This is a genomic window from Vibrio sp. QJM3NY_15, from assembly GCF_057785995.1.
This window is the reverse complement of the sequence record NZ_CM173517.1, coordinates 2,759,256-2,778,069: the sequence shown is the minus strand read 5'-3', so window position 1 is coordinate 2,778,069 and position 18,814 is coordinate 2,759,256. Positions and strand designations below refer to the sequence as shown.

Below are 18,814 nucleotides of genomic sequence, written 5' to 3'. Positions count from 1 at the left end.
GAGCATCAATAATAGCCGTTGTCATAATTTTTGTAAATTGGGTGATTTTTGACGCTTTCCCAAGCGGAAGTTTGTCATAAAAAACTTAGGCAGTGCTATAAGATGAAGTGGGTTGTCATTGCGACAGAGTCGCTTGGTTATCACATCCCCAAGTATGGCGGTATAACACGTCTCTGGACAAAACTATGTTAGTGACATTGCTAATTTAGGCAATGATACATTACTTTTCGTATGGAACTTTGCTGTCCAAGGATGATATGAGCAACACGACTATATAACCTGAAGGTGCACTGCAAACAGCAAAACCAACTAGGAACTGGGAATGCTAGAATACTTTGTGGAACTCGTCACATGGATAATCTAAACTCCTCAATCTTCCGTCCGATGACGTCGGTAGCATCACTGACAGTAGATGATATAAGGATATTCTCGACATCTTCGTCATCCAAAACTACTATCATTTTGTTGTGAACCATCCACTGTTCTCGTAAGGTCTGTTCGCAACCTCGACTATCACCACCATTTCGGCTGAATATTAGCCCAAACATCCCTGCACCATGAGGTTTCAGATAGTTAGCAACTTGTAAAACATCGGATTTTTTAACTTTGCGTGTATAGTTTTTTGCATCAACAACAATATAATCTGCATTGTATTTTTCTCTTAAGAATGCCCAGAACCCTTCATTAGCATAGTTAGGGATTATAAAATCACGGCGGTTAGCTTTAGAGTGATCGCTACTTTCTCCCAATGGTTTCTGCAAGGGAGGACAAAATACTTCTTCAATAATTTCACCAACAAGGTTCTGATATACATAACAATCCTTTCGGCCTGGAATGCAGTTTTTTAATTTATTGAGAAGTACCTTACTTTTCGAAAGCAATATTGACGCATTATTTGAACCAATAAGCATACGCATTATTGGGCTGCTAATAGAATTAATTTCCTTACTGTAATGCTCTGCAAAGTATTCAAGATCCCAAACCTGAATGCCTTCTAGTTTAATTTTATCTCGTATTTCATCAGTCAATCGACCGTATACAGCAAGCACCAACTCTGCTTCAGGCAATTCACCCGCCATAGCTTTTAACTGAGCAATCGCACTTGAAGCTAAGCTTTTTGACATGGAGCGAAATGATTTACACTCTATCAAAGTTTTTTTGCTTTTCTCCCCAACTCTAGTATGAGCAATTAAATCTGCTTCATATCTCTGAGAATCTCCAAAAACTACCGACTTTTCGATGTTTTGATATTTACCCGAAGTCTTAAGTATTTCGCCCAAAACATCTACAAATTCGCTTTCCTTAAGAAAACCTCTATCCATCGTTCGATGGCAGTTAGGACAAAGCAAAAGTAAATTGTCTTCATTAACATCACCACCTAAATGAAAAGGCAAATATGTAGAAAATTCCAAAGGAATAGACTCACCAGAAGCATTGCACATACAACACTGATTGTTATATTTCGCGACAACTTTACGTTTAGTTGCTCTTGGTATAGCTCTACTTTGATTCATGTGATTTTATCCAAGTTCTAACTATTTACTTAAACGGCCAAGAAACGCTTTTATCTTGAGGACATGTATGTGTTTATTTGCCAAACGCTACCTTAATCACATTCTCTTCTTGTATGTCGTAACGTTGTTCTAGTTTCCACTTTGGGTTTTGCTGCCATTGAATGCCTGTTTCGATACAAAATCCAACACCGCAGCGTACCATGACGCTAGATGAAACGTTCATACCTAAGACTTGCGTACCCGAATCAGAGAAGTCGATATTAGTACCACCTATACTGAAATTAATTTCGACAACAGTAATAGGAAAAATAAAGTCGCTAGTATCAGAGATCTTATATTTGGACTTTAACTGTTCATCTGTCAATACTTCCAAAAATCGTAGATAGAGAAAGTCACCGTTACCATACCGAACTTCAAGCTCTTTGCCTTGTGGAGGTGATCTAAGATCAATTGGATGTCCAATATTTTCCCATGAATTTTCATCTATAATCAGCCTTTCTTCTGGTAACAGGCTAAGCATACTTACGCTTAACCTTTGAAAACCATTAGAATCACGGTTGAATTCCACTAGGTTATGTCCATCAATTTGTACAGGGATTGGTGTCTCATAGTAAAGATTGCCGCCTACAACCGACAATATATCACGCCGTAGCCACTCTAAATTCCCCTTAACACTTTTTGAATGAACTCGATTCTTTTTAAACTCGTGTAATTGCTCGTTTGTGTAAGCACGTCCATCCGCTTTGTTATGATGGTGGGCACAAAGAGCAATCATCCCTTTTGGGTCGTTATGCGGCTTGATGTGAACTGGCGGATCGAAATGATGATATTCCAGATAAGGGTTACCACAGTCTCTGACAGGACAACCAAACCCGACTTCTTCTCTTAGGGTTTCCTTGACTTTTTTCGGAATGGATTTTCGTTTCGCCATATTCTTACCTAAATAGAAATACTCAACTTTCTTGGGTAGCCTTTGCTATCTGTTCGCTTGGATTTCTGAGACATCTTTGTTGCTCATCCAAACTCGACTTCATATGTTAACAGTTGCACCATATCAACAATATTTAAAGTAGGTCAAACAAAAGGCATAAGGATACTAGTGAAATTATTTCAAACACATTTCGGGGCAGAACTTTGTCGATGACAATGTGAACCCTATTAAATAGGGTTCATTTCGACTAACAATCAGTGCCTTCTGAAAGTAGCAATGCATCTTCTAATTCAACACCAAGGTAGCGGATCGTGTTGTCTACCTTTGTATGTCCCAGTAAAAGCTGCACTGCTCGAATATTTTTAGTTTTTGCATAGACCAGTGTCGCTTTCGTTCGTCTCATCGAATGAGTGCCATACAGGTTCGGATCTAATCCAAGGTTTGACGCCCATTTCCTAACTAGAGAGCGATAGTACGAATAGCTTATAGCTTTATGCTCACGTCTTTGGCTTGGAAAAAGAAAATCTCGGCTGCTTAGTGAAGCAATCAAAATCCATTTCATTAGGCTTTGTTGAGTTCTTGACGTTATCTCAAATTGAACTTCAATGTCTGTTTTTCGTTGGATATGCTTAACGCGATTAAATATCCTATCTTGCGAAGATACATCGCAAATTCTGAGAGCGAGTAAGTCACTCGCTCTAAGCTTGCTATCAATTGCTAAGTTGAGCAACGCAAGTTGCATCAAATTATTTTCAATTTCTAATCTGGTTCTGATCCGCCAAATTTCCTCAAGCCGAAAAGGTTTTTTGACGCCACTACGCTTCGTTTTGTTGAAAACCACCATGATGACCTCCTTTTTGATTGGTCATCACGATTGTAGTTGGAAGGATTTTGGACATAACCGAGTTACGAAGTGTGGATACCTAACGTCCAGATAACTTTTTCTATGTAAAATACGCCCGTTAACTACAAACAGTGACCAATTTTAGTAACCCACTACACCAGTGAAGCGTCGACAGTGGAATATCCGAAGAGTAGAGTATTCGTTGTCTGATGACCAAACCTTAGGAAGCTGATTCCATATATCCAATTTTTCGTCTCCAGCCCTTTTTTCTTTTCATTTGTAAGTCTTGTCTAAAACAACTCTTAGGAATAGCTCTAAATCGATCTGTATGATCTTCTGTGAAGTTTTTGTCTATGAGTGAAATCGTAGCTTGAATACAAAAAAACGCTCTCAGAGATCGATTGAGAGCGTTTTTCTCTTTAAGTGTGATGAGGCTATGTAGAACTGTATTCAATAAATTAATACAGTTGCATAAAACACATAAAGAGAAACGCCAGTGCCACTACAAACATTTGAAGATACTCTTGAACTATTGGAGGAGTGGGAGCGTCCGTCAATACTGCTTGCCAATGGTTTTTCCAGATCATGCAATAACGGGATTTTTAACTACGAAAATTTATTTGATGAAGCTAACTTCAGAGATAGTGATCGTGAGTTAAGGGACATTTTTGAACGCTTTGACACATTCGATTTTGAAAAAGTAATGCACTCATTGCAATCAGCAGAACAAGTTTGCGAAACCTACAGAGTAGACAGGGACATAATCAATCAGATTAGAGGTGACCAAGAGCAATTAAAAGACTCACTGATTGAAGTTATCGCTAACACTCATCCTCATCGTCCCGGTGCTATTAGTGATGATCGTTTCATCTCTACTAGAAGATTTCTTACTCGTTTCTCGAACATCTTCTCACTCAACTACGACATGCTGCTCTATTGGGCTGTAAACAAAACCAACCTCCAACCATACAGACCAGATAGATGGTGTGGCATGAAAGATGGTTTCAACGGGGATGAGTGGCAACAGCGAACTCAAAACCTACACTTTTTGCATGGTGGACTTCACCTCTACAACAACGATTACGGCATTTACAAGAGGGTTTATGATCCCGAAGATTGGGATGCGATTGTAGATCAAGTAAGAAGATGGCTAGATGCTGGTGAGTTTCCGCTATTTGTATCAGAACCGACCCATCAGAAAAAACTAGAGAAAATTAAACACAACCCCTACCTCAACGCTTGTTATCATGCTTTAGGTAGTCTCGAGGGTGTCTTATATATCCATGGTCATTCGATAGCAGATAATGACCGCCACATATTCGACCAAATTAATCGCAGTAGAGTAAACAAAGTCTTCATCAGTATCTACGGCGATGAAAATGAAGAATGGAACCGTGAATCAATGGCAAATGCAGATAGATTTCTCAATCGAGGCATAGACATAGAGTTCTACGATGCCGATACAACTCCGATTTGGTAATCAACACTCAAACGCTCTCACTATCGAGGGCGTTCAGCCATTCTTTCTCTAATTTTTTCAGCGGGTAATCAAGAAAACACTTGAAGTAAGTCTTAAGCATTTCTTTATCATTACAGCTTTTGACAATTTTCAGAACGGCTTCTGCATCACAATAATCTAGCTTGTACTTACTAGTGTTCTCCTTTGCTTGCGACAGCAATTCTAGGGAATCCTCAGAAAATCCACCCGAAGTCCACAAAGCAAAGCAAAGCTCTTTTCTCTTCCAATCCGGATGCTCTAAAGCATACTTTCTAAGTGTTGGCACCCTCACCTGAAGCCATCGCTTCACTTCATCATGCGAAACAGTTCCGTTTGGCTGGTGGCCTTTACACTCAATAAATAAAATTTGCCCTGTATTTAATTCAGCGATGATATCTGATTCGGCACTGCTCCCATCAAGCGTTTTGCATAGTTCATTCAACCGGACACAAGAAGTGCGATAGGCTTTCTCAACTACACTAGCTGAAAAATACTCAAATAAGACACCTCTTAGGTTACCAACCGCTCCCTCTATCTTTCCGAGTTGGTCAAATAACTCATTAAACCTTTCCGGCTCTATAGTGACAGCATGAGCCGCACTCTCTAATGTCCGAAGTAGGCTTGTTAGTCCTTTAGCAACATCATGCCCAAAAAGCGTTTCTACGGTCGCTGGTAATACACCAGCTTCTTTTGCCAGCCTGAAAGCTTCTTTATGATATTCATTAGCAACAAACATTTGCATACACCGCCCAACATTAGGCAACCCACGTAGCGTTCTACACTTTCTCAGAAACGGCTGTATTCCATCTTCACTGAGTCGTTTGTTTAGCAAGATGTCACAGGCAAAAAAACCTGGCTTAACCTTAGAGGTTTCATCCTTACCCATATTAACTAATGGAGATATATACGATGGCCCCGCCATATCCCATAAAGTGGTACTCACCGATGGTAACTCTTCAGCATCTCTATCTGTGAAAATGTTGTAGCTCACTAAACCAAGGTTTTTAGCCCACTGAGAAATAGCACCCATCAAGATTTTCTCTGCAATTAACCTTGCCCGTATATCTGGAAGGATAAATTGAAGATCCTGTTCATACTGAGTAAGAAGAACACAACGCCCAAAACCGTCAATTTCCCTCACTGATAAAATTTCATGCATCTCTAGACGCTCTAGAATTTTCTCTGGTGGGGTATGCTTTTTCTGCCTTAGTGGGGCTCCGCATGAAATAAGAAAGTGGTCATAAAGCATTACACCACCACGCTCCTTGAGCGCGGCAATAGCATGCCAATAAGCAGAGTTTGTATCCTTGAACGCCTTATATAATGCAGTCCAAAAGAAAGGAGAGCGGTAATCTTTCCTTAAATAAACAAACTTCATATTCCTAGGCAAAGGCAAGCCTTCAAGACGATAAATATCCTTCCCTGTCCGTGAAACCCGTTTCCGAGCTGCATCATGAGACAAGTGATGCTTTTCAACCAATTCTTGTACCAAGTCCGAGCTTAGACATGGTCCTGTTTTCTTCAAGATATCTTCTAACAAACTCATAATGTCACACTGCGCTATATATATTTCCATTTTATGGAGCAAGGGTCACTTAAGACTCTTAGTTAACAATACCTTATAGAATGGGGGCTGGCGAGGTGTAAAAACGACTGAGTTGGAGGGGCATGTCACAGTCATAGAAAAACAACTCAGTACAAACACTTTTTATACCCCTCTAAATCGATCTGAGCGATCACCTAAGAGGTTTTTCGCATAAGTACGACACATTGTGGCTCTTAACGACAAAATTCTCTCAGAGAGCTTTATAGAAAACTTTTTTTGATTTTTTTGTCGATCCATTTGACAGCGGTATCGAAAAATTACTATTAGATCTGTGCAAATAAAAAAACATATATGCATATTGATAAAAACTACCTATTGGAGCTCTTTGTAGCTTTCGAAGAAAACGATAAGCCTCACTTGAACGTTTTCGACCTTATTGCCCGTGGTATTAAGGTTTATATAAACAATGAAAAACATGAATGCCGGTTGGATTCGAAATTTATTTTTCATATCCAACTTCTAGTTGAAGAAGATCTGATTGTCGCCCATGACTTGAAGCCCTTTGAGACGATGGAAGGAATCGGTATTTTGCATGATGAGTTTGGAGATGCTTACGACATCGACCTTAACAGTAAGATGCTTTGGCTGACGACTAAAGGTCATAAACGTTTAGAAGATCTAACTCAAAGTGAGATTGGGGATAGCTTAATTGATGAAGTTAAGAAATCACCCGCCAAGGCATTAGCCACTGGTGTCACTGAAACCGTGAAGCTAGCAATAAAAGGGTTACTTTAACCCTCGCTCCTGTGCCCCGGACTTCCGGGGCATTTTTCTATCAGGTATTACATAGGTATATCCACCATATAATCCACTATTTCATGAGCTAAGACTTTAGCCTCTTGTGACAACTCCTTGTAGCATCTAGTGCCGGACGTGCTCGCTCTTCATAGTGCCTATAAACAGACTCCCTGCAGGTAGAACCCACTTCAAAACCCAAAAGCTGATCCATGTAGTAATCAGACTCTTCTCCGTGGCACTGTAAAACACTTCCTCACTAAAACCCACCCAAGCCTCATCCTAAGCGGTTGCTTTATATCACATTTTTATCTTGCCATTGTAGTATAGTCTTCTTTAAGTACTGACTTATCTGTAGGTAGCCCCTTGTACATCAAAAAACTAATTGTTAAGAATTTCAAAAAGATTTCATCTGATAGCTTTGACCTCAATGAGCATGTGAATATTCTCGTTGGCGATAACGACTCAGGGAAGACAACCATATTAGAAGCTTTAGAGTTAGGGACCAGTGCAAGCTACCGCGGTAAGCCGATAACAACATCTTTAAATGCCCATCTATTTAATATCGATGCTGTAGCTAAATACCTGAAAGAAGACCGCTCAAAAGAAAGCCTCCCTGAGATATTAGTTGAAATTTATCTCTCCGATTGCCCTGAATATCGAGGCAAGAATAATTCACTTGATCAGGAAGAGGACGGGATTTTTCTCAGAATTTGCTTTGATGATGACCTTACCGGCACCTATGAAAATTTCCTCAAAAATGCAGATTCCATCGACAGTGTTCCAACTGAGTTTTACAAAGTCGAATGGTTTAGCTTTGCTTGGGAACCCATAAAATTCCTGAACCGTAAAGTTAAAGGGCTATTTATCGACCCCACTAAGCTACATCCGACTTACGGTAAAACACAGTATCTTTCAAACATAATCAACTCTTCCCTCACGAAAGAGCAACAAGCACTGCTTAATTTAAACTATCGTCAGCTAAAACAATCATTTGAGCAACAGGAACAGGTTAAGAACCTAAATGATGGTCTTGATACAGCTAATCAGGTAACCGAACAAAACCTATCCATCATTGCTGACACAAACTCAGGGACAGTTGAAGCTGGCCTACAACTAGCAGTCGATGAGGTATCCTTTTCGCATATAGGTAAAGGTGAGCAGAGTAAGATTCAAGTCAAACTGGCACTACTAAATAAAGGCGGCAACGCAAACTTTGTAACGGTAGAAGAACCTGAAAACCACCTATCACATACCAATCTTAGCGAGTTGATTGAATTCATTGCAAACAACAGCTCAAATCAAGTTTTCATTACTACACATAGCTCATATGTTTTAAATAAGCTAAGCCTTGGAAACTTGTGTTTGATTGCCGACAGATACCTTAGATTAAATAACATTGACTCTAAAACAGCGAAAACCCTTCAAAGGCTACCGGGTTACGACACGCTGCGTATTGTCCTTTCAAGGAAAGTCATCCTAGTTGAGGGACCGTCCGATGAACTTTTGCTGAAGAAAATTTACATACAGACTTACGGTAAGTTACCTGAAATGGATGGGATAGATATCATCGTTGTACGTGGAATAGGCTTCAACCACTATCTGCAAATTGCAAAACACACTGGTACTCAAGTAAATGTAGTTAAAGATAATGACGGCTCGTATCAAGAAAACATCATCGACTATGCTGCAGCGTATCCAGCTGAGAATATTAGTTTTTTCTCTGAAGCTGACGATGAGCTTAAATCTCTCGAACCCTCTTTGATAAAAGCAAACTCAGATAGTAATGATTCCCTACTGACTTTTGCAGAAATCGCGTTAGCCACTCAAACTTTCAATAAACTTAAGAAGTTGGACGACTTAGACAAGAAAATAGAATTTTTCATTGCTGTTTATATTGGCCCCAAAGCTGACAAAAACTACGGTACAAAGAAGGTGGATTCAGCAATTCGGATTTTCGATAGTGAGGAAGAGATTCAATACCCTGACTATCTAGTGGAGGCTCTGAAGTTTGACTAAGAAGCTATTTATCGCATGCGCTGGAGCTGGTAAGACTACCCGCATAGTAAATGAATCAATAAAACTGACCGACTCTGGTATTAAAGTTTTAATCATCACCTATACCCGCAGCAATCAAAATGAACTGATTAAGAAGTTTAAAGAACTTGGTGGTCGGCGAAGAGACTTGTTTATCGTAAAAGGTTGGTACTCATTCATCTTAGAAGATGTAGTGAGGCCTTACCAACGCTGTATTTTTTCTACTCGTATCGATGGCATCAATCTAAACAGCAACAACCCTCATAAAAGAGGCAAAATGCACATTCCTGGCCGCGCTGAAAAAATTAATGGTAAATACAACCCCAATCACTACTTAACTCCGCAAAATCGAGCTCATACAGAGTTCATTGCAAAACTGGCTTACCAAATAATAAAAACGTCCAAAGTAAACATGTCTGAACGCATCAACGCAATTTATGGCAGAGTTTACTTGGATGAAACTCAAGATTTTGCTGGCTGGGACTTTGATCTCATTAACTTACTTTCTCAATCGAAGGATCTAGAAATACATGCTGTAGGGGACTTCAGACAAACTATCTACCACACATCATCCAAGCCTAAAAAACCGTCATCTAGCGCAGATAAGTTAGTTGAGTATGTAAAAATGGGATTCACAGTGAATCAAATGAATGAGTGTTGGAGATCAATCCCTTCGATCTGTTCTTTTTCAGACAAAGTTCATATCGGAGAAGGGTATCCTGCGACAGTATCCAAGAAAGACAAACCAGACAATGTCACTCATACTGGCATACACTACGTTGCTCCTAAAGATGTTGATCAATACATAAAACTACATTCGCCTTTGATACTCAGGCACTCATCGACCTCTGGGAAAGCGCTAAATAAGTACAACAACTTGATGACATTTGGCGAGTCGAAAGGTAAAACTACAGAGCACGTGCTTATTCACCCAACCCAACCTTTCGTAAAATTCCTGAAAGGGCATGCTACCCCTTTTAAAGGAAGCTCTACTGCAATAAGCCAGAACAAGTTGTATGTAGCTATAACTCGAGCTCGATATAGTGTAGCGTTTATCGTTGAAGATAAACACTTCGATGATAAATTATGGCAGCCAACATAATGAGGTTTGAATCTATCTTGCTTTTCGTCCCATTAGCTCAATTATCGAAAGTAATATGATCTCTCGGACTAGACCATGGAGCGCTATAACTCATTTCGGGGCATTTTCGAGCTAGAAAATGCCATGTGTTAAATTTCAGATTGTGACGCTTTTGGACAGAAACGTGCTAGAGATTTGAGATCTAACGCGCTCGATATCGATTAGAAAAAGTATCTTGAAGTCTTAAATGCTTGTTAGCTTTGTTTCCTAGCAGTGACACCATAGTTATAAGCGTCAAAAAACACTAGTCCAAGATTTGAAATACTATATCGCTCAACGTGAGTCCTTTGCGGGTTTTCTGTTCTAGCTAAAAGAGGAGTAAAAATCATACTGTAGACTTTTTTCTCTATAAGTTCGGTGAGAGTTAAATCGACGATGCTGAAGCCTGTTGAAAGAAAGCTCTCTAAATCTGTAGTGTAAGATTTATCGATAACTTCCAAAGTGACTTTGAATTCTTCAACAGTTAGGTAACCTTCAATATAACCAATAAATAAATTTGCAATTATAGTAGGCTTTTTGTTATCACTAACCTTATCTAAAACGTTAATTAATTTCTCAGATACTTCATTTGCATCACAGCTTAGTGCGAATTTTTTTATTTTATTTAAATCCCGTTCACTAACATCTTTTATGCTTACAAAAAACTGCTCCAACTTCTTTGCAAACAACGCATCTCTAATAGATGTCGCTACCGATAAAATATTGAAAATATTATCTAATACAGGTATTTCTCTAATCCATTCATTTTCTGAAATGTGATCTAACAAAACCTCTGCATTATCTTTGATTATGGCCAAACCACTATCTTTCATTTTAAGCCTCCAAAAAGCCAATCATTGGGAGTCACTCTTAAATGCTTGCATGCCTATATATCGCTAAGCTCACGCCTCATTTGGTAAAGAAGAGAGTTAGACTGTTTTTTTATCTGTGCAGCTAAATCTGACGCTTTTTTTTGAAACGCTTCGGTTTCACCATGCTTTTGATTCAATACGATATCGGTGAAATTGCTCATGTAATCATTTGAACAATCCATGGACTCTTGTGTTAGGCCCTCCAATTTGTCGAATGTCTGAAGCATCTCATCTGTTGCTATCAACTTTAAACGATTTGACTCACTTTTAAGTATTAGAACATCCTTTAGCCCTTCTTGCATCAGCGCAGATACTTGCGAGCTAAGCCAACCAATGACTTGATGTTCTCTCTCTTTATCTCCCGCTTGAGTTGCGGCCAAGTAGCTTTGTAAATACTCATCGAAAATCGGCTGCATACGTTTTGGAAGTTCTATCTCGTTTTTACGTCCAAAATTGTCCAAGTCAGTCACATACTTTGCATATTCACGTGCTTTTAAGTCGAAAATTTTTAATCGTCTGTCAGCCTTATACCGAAGGTCTTGCTCCAGTAGCTTCAGGTTTCGCTCATGTCTTTGCTTATTGAAGTATACAAACAAAGCCCAAAGCACATTTATGATGCCAAAGACCCACGCATAGAATTCGGGATTTTCTTGTATTACTTCATAAATTGACTCCATAAGTCTCCTTTAGGCATAACGCAACATAGACGGAACTCTTCCGTCTATGTTGCTGCCATTTATTATGAAACTCAACTGCTATCAATCTGTTGTGTTAATAGATATAGAATTAAGCGGGAGAAATACGGGAAAAGTCCGTGTAGGAGACCAAAGTACGGATTAGATTAACTTGGTCTATTGGTGATCTGACTAGGTCGCCCTATTGCTGGTTCTGAGAAGCTTTGGGGCAGAAGTGTTTTAGAGTAGTCGCACTAAGGCGCTCTTGTTCCAAAGCGGGTCTCGATTCCAGACGAATTAACACTAGCTTGGGTATCAAATGAACTAGCTTCTATTCCAACGCAATATTATGGGCATGATTTACATTACAAACCAGCGTTACGCTGTGTGCTATTGACTCTCCCAAAGAGTTTAATTGTAAGGGCTTTGTTATTACACCATTGGCACCAGCATCAACGAATGCTATCGCTGTTTCTTTGGTAACATCAGCGGTACAACCAAGAATAACCCCTTGAAAAGCATACTCATTTCGTATTAATTCTGTCGCTTCTATTCCTCCCATATGTGGCATTTGATGATCCATCAAGATTACGTCAAAAGAACATTGGCGTACTCTTTCAGCAGCTTCTTTACCGTTAGATACAATAGAAGTAGTAAGCCCTAGCTTTTCACACAAGCGTTTAGCAACAAGTTGATTAATCCGGTTATCCTCAACGATAAGGACTGACTTACCGGAAAAGTCTTCTTCGTTTGAGATCTTTCTTTTATCTTGGAAGGTGGTTCCTCTTGGGCTTGTCACTTTTGCTACAAAGCAACTTCCTGAACCTAACTCACTTGTGACTGTAATATCCCCACCCATTGATAAACATAATTTTTTTACTATGGATAAACCTAACCCTGTACCTCCAAATTCGTGCATCGTTCTAACATCCGCTTGTTCGAACGCATTAAAAATACCGTTTAAACGATGTGATGGTATACCAACTCCAGTATCAGAGACTTGAATAAAAAGCTCACTTTTTTCATTGTCATATTTTAAAATAACTTTAACCTGCCCATCAGAGGTAAACTTAATGGCATTCCCCACCAAGTTGTAAATAATTTGACGTATACGAGCTTTATCTCCGACTAAAACAAGATCTTCAGGCAAACTACTGGTATCGAATATAAGCTGAAGGTTTTTGCCAGAAGACAGCGGATAAAAAGAGTTTTTTATTGGTATCAATAGCTTGTTTAGTTCGAACTCTTCCTCAACAAAAACTAGATTTCCTTGTTCTAGATTTGAAAAATCAAGAATTTCGTTTATGACTGCCATTAGGTGTTCACCTGACTCTAAAAGCGTGTCTAAGTGTGTCTGAATAGTTGAATCTTTATTGTCAGAGATGAGTAACTGCGTCATTCCTATAACACCATTCATTGGGGTTCTTATCTCATGACTCATTGTTGCTAAAAACATAGACTTAGCTAAGTTGGCTTCCTCCGCCTTATTTACAGCCCCTTGTAACGCTAACTTGGTTTTTTTCAATTCTATAATGTAGTGGTTAAGGTAAAGGAACACGACAGAGAAGACTAAAATAATCAATAGTATCAAGGTATAAACGGTTGCTTCGCTGGTTAAGAATATGTTGTCCATCAAACGTTCGTGAACATGTTCCGCTGCTTCATCCATCTCTTCTGAAAAAACTTGTTTCTCTAATTCGTTTAATAAAGATTCTGATACAGTTTGTTGTTTTGCTTTAAGTATTTTCTCAAGTAATGCCAATTGTCTATCAGCAGTTTTTACGTACTCATCAACTACAGAAGGAAGTGAATTGCCTAACCAAAGCATTTGAGGAAATCTAACGTTAACGTCATTGCTAGCTTCCTTTAAAGTGTTTAACTCGTAAGTTAGCTCTTGTACTTCAGAAAGTAGTTTATTTATCTTGTAGTCAACGTCTTCTGGCTGAGTTAGATGAACATAGCTTCTCATATGGACAAGGCTTGCTGAATGGGCAACGTGCGAGCTTTCAATAGCCTCTAGAAGAGAGTTTTGAGTTTTAAATGAAAAGAATAAACTGAGAGTTATGCCCAATGCTATCGCAATTAAAGTTTCCAGAACGTTGAACATTGTTGAGTGTTCATTATTCACTTGAGTCCTCCAGATGGAATTCATGGATAACAGGTATAGAGCTTTCTTTTTCAATATAATCAAAAAAGCAAGCAACCATAAATAGCCAAACAATTAATGCTATCCATACAAATACGCTTGTCTTATTCACTTTCCGGCACCTCTCTTTTTCCATATGCATAAAGTTTAGAAGAGCAAAGCCTCAATAACAATTCAATTTTTGTGACTAAAGTCAACGGAAAGAAAATGATATGGGTATGAAACGCTTAAAGTTGTTGGAGTAAGGCGCTTCTGTCCCTGAGCGCTAGAAACAGGTGCTCGCAAGCATCGAAATACGCAGACTAAGACACTCTGTCCCAATCAGAGTCAAACATTATTATACGTTACTGATTGAGACAGGCTTTCAATTAATAAGAAGTTATCCTTTGTAATACTCAGTGTGAGCACACTTCGGGCATGGTGGTAAAGTATCATCATGATCATCTAAGTCGACTTGCTGACCGCATTTCTTACAGGTATAACTACCTTTACCCGGTTTTTCTCCTGTTGTAGCCATCATTGCTCTCCATATATTTAATTAGACTTCGCTGTACACTCAGGCGCTAGACCCGAACTAAAACAAATATACAATTAAGCACACATGTGAAATGTGACTAAGTTCGTTTTTCAAACGTTTGTAGCAATAGAGCTAAGGCACTTTTGTCCCTAATAACTATGTTATTCGAGATATCGCAGCCAAGAGACGACTATTGATTACCCACCGAAGGAGCGCGATTCTTTGGGCAGTATTCAGCCTACGAATTAGATATCTACCAACTCGGCAATTTTCTCTGCTACAACTTCCATTGAATCCTCAGAAGTATCCAAACCTGTTCTGGATGCTAGCATGGGGCTGACATTTCGTAGGGCTTCATAAGATGTGTTATGTACAATTGGAATAAGTTGGTTGCCAGCTAATAGTGTTGAAAGTTCTTTGTCGGCGACACTCTCTTTTGGAAGCCGCTCCAACATCGCTGGAGTCACCAATACAAGTCCTATTCGAGAGTTGGCCAATCCCTTATCGATAGCGCGCATCATCGGCACACCAAGTCCAAGATCCTTTTCGCTAAACCAAACTTTAACACCTGCTGCTTCAAGTAAATCATGCAATTCTTTAGCTGCGTCTTTACGGTCGCCCCATGCATGGCACAAGAATACATCTCGAAGATCTGGCTGTTGTGCTGCACGAGTCTCGACTGTTTCGCGTATCGGTGTAAGAGACTGAATTTGAGCGGATGTATAAGATACAGAAGAGCCTGATTTAGACCAACTTGGCTTTTTACTGCTACTTGTTCCGCTACTACTAATGCGAGATGGAGAGTAAGATGAGGTTGAGTATGAACTGTAACCTCCACTTCCATAACGACTATAGCGTCCACCACATGCCGGGCAATTAGCTGCGGCGGCCGCTGAACGATGTCCTCTTGATGGTGCTGTGCATCTAGCCAATTGTTTACCTCTCTATTCAAATGAGTATTAATGTAACCTTCGCAAGGTATTACGACCGAAAAAACACAACATATAGTGTGTCATCAGTCTCACAATGGAATATACGGAGTAACAAAAACCATATTCAAGATAAGGGGGCTTAAAGTTTTGTCTAGATATCAGATTAGTGAATCTTATCTCATTTATATGAAATTGATATTTATGAGCATTACAACCAACATATCGATTCAGCTATCGATAGCTTTTAAGATCTCGTCACTATTTGCAAATATAAACAAAAGAAATTGAAAACTAACTCGCTTGATGGCTCAAATCGCTTTTGTCCCAAAGCATGGCGGCATAACACGTCTCTGGACAAAAATAATTTAGGGCAATTACTTAAATTGAGTATGTTCGAATTACCTTTTTTATGGCAAACCATACAATTAGAAACAAGCTAACTTGGAGCTTGGCTAAAGATTACTACTACATTTGTGCCACATTTTTATTGTAAATTCACAGGTGTATACAACCCACCTAAAGTCTCATCTTGTTTGTAGCAAGTAAGGAAAGCGTCTACTACACAGGGGTCGTATAGTTTATTTCGGCCTTGTTCTAAGGTATTGATAGCTTTCTTCGCTCCGACAGCCTTCCTATATGGTCTATCATTTGCCATAGCATCGAAGGTATCTGCAACAGCTATAATCCGAGCCTCAAGTAAAATTTCATTCCCTTTGATTCCGTTTGGGTAGCCCGAGCCATCCAACCTTTCATGGTGCTGTTCGATCATTTCGACGATTGGCCAAGGAAAAATTACTTCATGAAAAATCTTTGCTCCCACTTCTGAATGACTTTGGAGTAACTTGTACTCTGCTGGCATGAGCTTCCCAGGCTTACTTAAGATTTGAGACGGGATCGTAATTTTCCCGATGTCGTGAACCAAAGCTCCAATGACTAGTCCCTCTTTCACAGAGTCTTCTAGTGAAAGTTTATCAGCTATAAGGTCGCATATATGAGCGACATTGCGTTGGTGAGAGGAAGTGTATTCATCACGAATTTCAAGCGCACGAGATATTGCGCCTAGCATATTAGTCATAATCGCGATGGAGGTAGAAGAATCAAATTCTAGCTTGTTGTTAGCTAATCCAGATTCGATCTTACTTACCTTTGTTTGTACCTGAGGCCAGATGTCATTGATCATACTGTAAAAATAACTTACGAAGTCATGACTGTATGGTGCGTTGTTGTTGCCTATGCCGATGACTGCAACTACGTCATTCTTTTGTATTACGGGAAGACTGAAGTGATGAGTTAGTTTTATGTGGTCTTTCGGTAAAGAGTCATCTATGGAATAGTTTGCATCATAGTGGTTGTGTATTACGGGCTTTTTAGTTCTTATACTATCTGCCCATATTCCTGCAGATGATAGTGGATAGTGGGTTACGTAGCTGCAATGGCAATGTTCCAAAACAGAGGTTGACCAAACATTTAATGCGATTTCTTCGTTAGTATGAGAATAGAAGTGGAAATATCCGATATCGCTCTTAGCTTCTTGTACAAAAAAATCAATGAGATCTCGATAGAAGTCATGACTCGTTAAATATTTCTTTCTTGTAAGAAAATCTATACTCATAGAGCTTTCAGTCCGTTAAAATTGATATTGACTTTAAGTCTAGTTCTTTTTCGCGTATTTCATCTGACATTAGCAGAATTTAGGCTGGCTAAGAAAGTACATGTTCTGGCTGAAACTAATATTGGGGCAGATCTGTACTAACTGAATTAGCTAGCTGGAAGATGGGAAATGGGCTTAAAAAAATCTAGCCCAGATTAAATCTGACAGGCACCGAGTCAAAAATGGGTAACTGTCAGATCAGGTCTGAATTAGTACACTTTAAATGCTCTCAGCAAATTCAGGTTGCTTCGTCTTAGTTAAATCGGTGATAGCACCAAGCTCGATTGCTTCTTTCAACTCAGCTTGCTTGCGCATTGCTTTAGTTTCATTGAAGTCCTGTGCTACAGCAGTTTCGATGAACTCAGCATCATCAATATCGAAGTTTTTAACAGCTTTCTTGATGTCAGATAGATCCACTTGGAAAAACTCTTTACGCCTATTCACCATGTTCAGACGGTCATTATCGAATACGCGATGCAACTCTTTCTCAAGAGAAGGTGCGTCAGTGGTGTGAATCATGGCGTGGACATCAAAACTGAATGGTACTGAAGCGTCACCCAACTCCTTGACCCGATCCATTGGTTCGAGTCGACGGGTCATACCAATCTTATAAACGTTTTCTCCAAACGAGCCAATATTACTAATAACATAAACGTGACCTTGCTTGGTTTGCTCTGCCATACTCTGTGCACGTTGATGCTTTTGCTCTGCGGCTTCAAGATCAGACTGTAGCTGTGCGATCTGTTCTTCCAGTTTACAACGGGCTTCGTCATTCGCTGACTCGAGCTGTTTTCTAGCGGTCACAAGAGCTTTAGAAAAGCGTGCTTCTTCTTTGATGGCTTCTTGTTCCGCTTTCTTGATCTCAGCTTCAATCTTCGCTTCTTCACGCATTTGAGCCTTAATTTCAGCCTGTTCTTCTTTCTCTGTTTGTTTCTTCTCTTTGTGCTCGTGAGTCAGGCGAAGTTCCTCAATTTTCAATTGCAAATACTTATTTGAAATGACAATCGTGTTGGACTCATTCAGCTTATTAATTGCTTCAAAGGCTTTATTAATTCGCGCTTCCATCTTGACGACATTTTTCCATGTACAGTTGGCGATGGCTGCTTCACATTCGTTGTTGAATGCGCGAGCTGTGAGCCTAATGCCTCGGTCAGTCATCTTCTTACCTTCGACTTTTGAGTTACCTACCGTCCACTCAGTGGTGCAGTAAATCGCTCCAGAGGTATCCTTCAGGCGAAGAAGGTCTTTTTGACGCTCTTTGCACTCGCGGACTTTCTCTTTAAATTGCTCCGCAGTGTCAAAGTCAAAGTGTGGTTCGTAGAAGCCTAGCTCTAGCAACTCAACGTCATCGTCATAAATGCCTATTTTATGGATGAGTGAGTCATATATGCCTTTCTTTTCTTTGTAACTCGACTTGAGTTGCTCAATATCATTTGTGACCTCAAGAAAAACTGCATTGGCTTCGTCTTGGCGCAATTTGGAAGCTTGATCTCGAACCTCAATCTCTTTATCCAAGTTGATGATGCCAGAATATTGCATCTCATAGTCAGCAAGTGCTTGAGAAGCCTTTTTGGTTTCCTGTTTGGAATCTTCCAGTTCTCGTTTTGTAGATTTAAGTCGAGCAATAAAGATAAAAAGCACTACAGCTAGTAGTGCAGAAATCACTAGAAATAGTAGCGGGGGTAAATTTGCGAATGCTGATTGAGGCATTATCACTCCTGATTAAAAATTTCAGGT

At 39.5% G+C, this 18,814-nt stretch carries 15 protein-coding genes; 4 read left to right on the top strand and 11 right to left on the bottom strand.

Annotation, left to right across the window (positions count from 1 at the left end; genetic code table 11):
- Window positions 1–347: 347 nt before the first annotated feature.
- From AC3CKG_RS12325 to AC3CKG_RS12315, 3 genes are all read right to left on the bottom strand, one after another.
- Window positions 348–1,514 carry an HNH endonuclease gene (locus tag AC3CKG_RS12325; RefSeq protein ID WP_016800694.1) on the bottom strand — a complete coding sequence of 389 codons (1,167 nt, stop codon included), beginning with the start codon at window positions 1,512–1,514 and terminating at the stop codon, window positions 348–350.
- A gap of 73 nt (window positions 1,515–1,587) precedes the next feature.
- Window positions 1,588–2,445 (bottom strand): HNH endonuclease, encoded by an 858-nt coding sequence (locus tag AC3CKG_RS12320; RefSeq protein ID WP_016800695.1) that lies wholly within the window; start codon window positions 2,443–2,445, stop codon window positions 1,588–1,590.
- Between the two features lie 247 nt (window positions 2,446–2,692).
- Window positions 2,693–3,289 carry a tyrosine-type recombinase/integrase gene (locus tag AC3CKG_RS12315; RefSeq protein WP_016800696.1) on the bottom strand — a complete coding sequence of 199 codons (597 nt, stop codon included), beginning with the start codon at window positions 3,287–3,289 and terminating at the stop codon, window positions 2,693–2,695.
- A gap of 496 nt (window positions 3,290–3,785) precedes the next feature.
- Between AC3CKG_RS12315 and AC3CKG_RS12310 the strand changes: the two genes are divergently transcribed.
- Window positions 3,786–4,769 (top strand): DUF4917 family protein, encoded by a 984-nt coding sequence (locus tag AC3CKG_RS12310; RefSeq protein WP_016800135.1) that lies wholly within the window; start codon window positions 3,786–3,788, stop codon window positions 4,767–4,769.
- Window positions 4,770–4,776: 7 nt separating this feature from the next.
- Here the strand turns inward: AC3CKG_RS12310 and AC3CKG_RS12305 are convergent, their stop codons facing one another.
- Entirely contained in the window at window positions 4,777–6,333 is a 1,557-nt protein-coding gene (locus AC3CKG_RS12305; protein WP_241797730.1) for a hypothetical protein, read from the bottom strand.
- A gap of 351 nt (window positions 6,334–6,684) precedes the next feature.
- Between AC3CKG_RS12305 and AC3CKG_RS12300 the strand changes: the two genes are divergently transcribed.
- The 3 genes from AC3CKG_RS12300 to AC3CKG_RS12290 all read left to right on the top strand — a co-directional run bounded on the left by AC3CKG_RS12300 (window position 6,685) and on the right by AC3CKG_RS12290 (window position 10,267).
- Window positions 6,685–7,128, top strand: a complete 444-nt coding sequence (locus AC3CKG_RS12300; RefSeq protein WP_016800137.1) for a hypothetical protein — start codon at window positions 6,685–6,687, stop codon at window positions 7,126–7,128.
- A gap of 366 nt (window positions 7,129–7,494) precedes the next feature.
- Window positions 7,495–9,147 (top strand): ATP-dependent nuclease, encoded by a 1,653-nt coding sequence (locus tag AC3CKG_RS12295; protein WP_488528411.1) that lies wholly within the window; start codon window positions 7,495–7,497, stop codon window positions 9,145–9,147.
- The gene (locus AC3CKG_RS12290; RefSeq protein ID WP_016800139.1) at window positions 9,140–10,267 is read left to right on the top strand and encodes an AAA family ATPase; all 1,128 of its coding nucleotides are present in this window, start codon (window positions 9,140–9,142) and stop codon (window positions 10,265–10,267) included. Before AC3CKG_RS12295 ends, AC3CKG_RS12290 begins: the two co-directional genes overlap by 8 nt.
- Window positions 10,268–10,500: 233 nt before the next feature.
- On the opposite strand, the gene AC3CKG_RS12285 is transcribed toward AC3CKG_RS12290, so the two are convergent.
- The 7 genes from AC3CKG_RS12285 to AC3CKG_RS12255 form a co-directional block, all read right to left on the bottom strand.
- Window positions 10,501–11,118, bottom strand: coding sequence for a hypothetical protein (locus AC3CKG_RS12285; RefSeq protein WP_372175507.1), 618 nt, complete (start codon window positions 11,116–11,118; stop codon window positions 10,501–10,503).
- Between the two features lie 53 nt (window positions 11,119–11,171).
- Window positions 11,172–11,834, bottom strand: coding sequence for a hypothetical protein (locus AC3CKG_RS12280; protein WP_372175506.1), 663 nt, complete (start codon window positions 11,832–11,834; stop codon window positions 11,172–11,174).
- 328 nt (window positions 11,835–12,162) lie between these two features.
- Window positions 12,163–13,938 carry an ATP-binding protein gene (locus tag AC3CKG_RS12275; protein ID WP_372175660.1) on the bottom strand — a complete coding sequence of 592 codons (1,776 nt, stop codon included), beginning with the start codon at window positions 13,936–13,938 and terminating at the stop codon, window positions 12,163–12,165.
- 418 nt (window positions 13,939–14,356) lie between these two features.
- A complete protein-coding gene (locus AC3CKG_RS12270; protein WP_022570822.1) occupies window positions 14,357–14,497 on the bottom strand; it encodes a zinc ribbon-containing protein in 141 nt (46 codons plus the stop codon).
- A gap of 242 nt (window positions 14,498–14,739) precedes the next feature.
- Entirely contained in the window at window positions 14,740–15,426 is a 687-nt protein-coding gene (locus AC3CKG_RS12265) for a toll/interleukin-1 receptor domain-containing protein (protein WP_372175509.1), read from the bottom strand.
- Between the two features lie 484 nt (window positions 15,427–15,910).
- Complete coding sequence (locus AC3CKG_RS12260) at window positions 15,911–17,038, bottom strand: HD domain-containing phosphohydrolase (RefSeq protein WP_057622948.1); 1,128 nt, start codon at window positions 17,036–17,038, stop codon at window positions 15,911–15,913.
- A 258-nt stretch (window positions 17,039–17,296) separates the two neighbouring features.
- Window positions 17,297–18,787 (bottom strand): SNIPE associated domain-containing protein, encoded by a 1,491-nt coding sequence (locus tag AC3CKG_RS12255; RefSeq protein ID WP_057622950.1) that lies wholly within the window; start codon window positions 18,785–18,787, stop codon window positions 17,297–17,299.
- Window positions 18,788–18,814 lie beyond the last annotated feature (27 nt).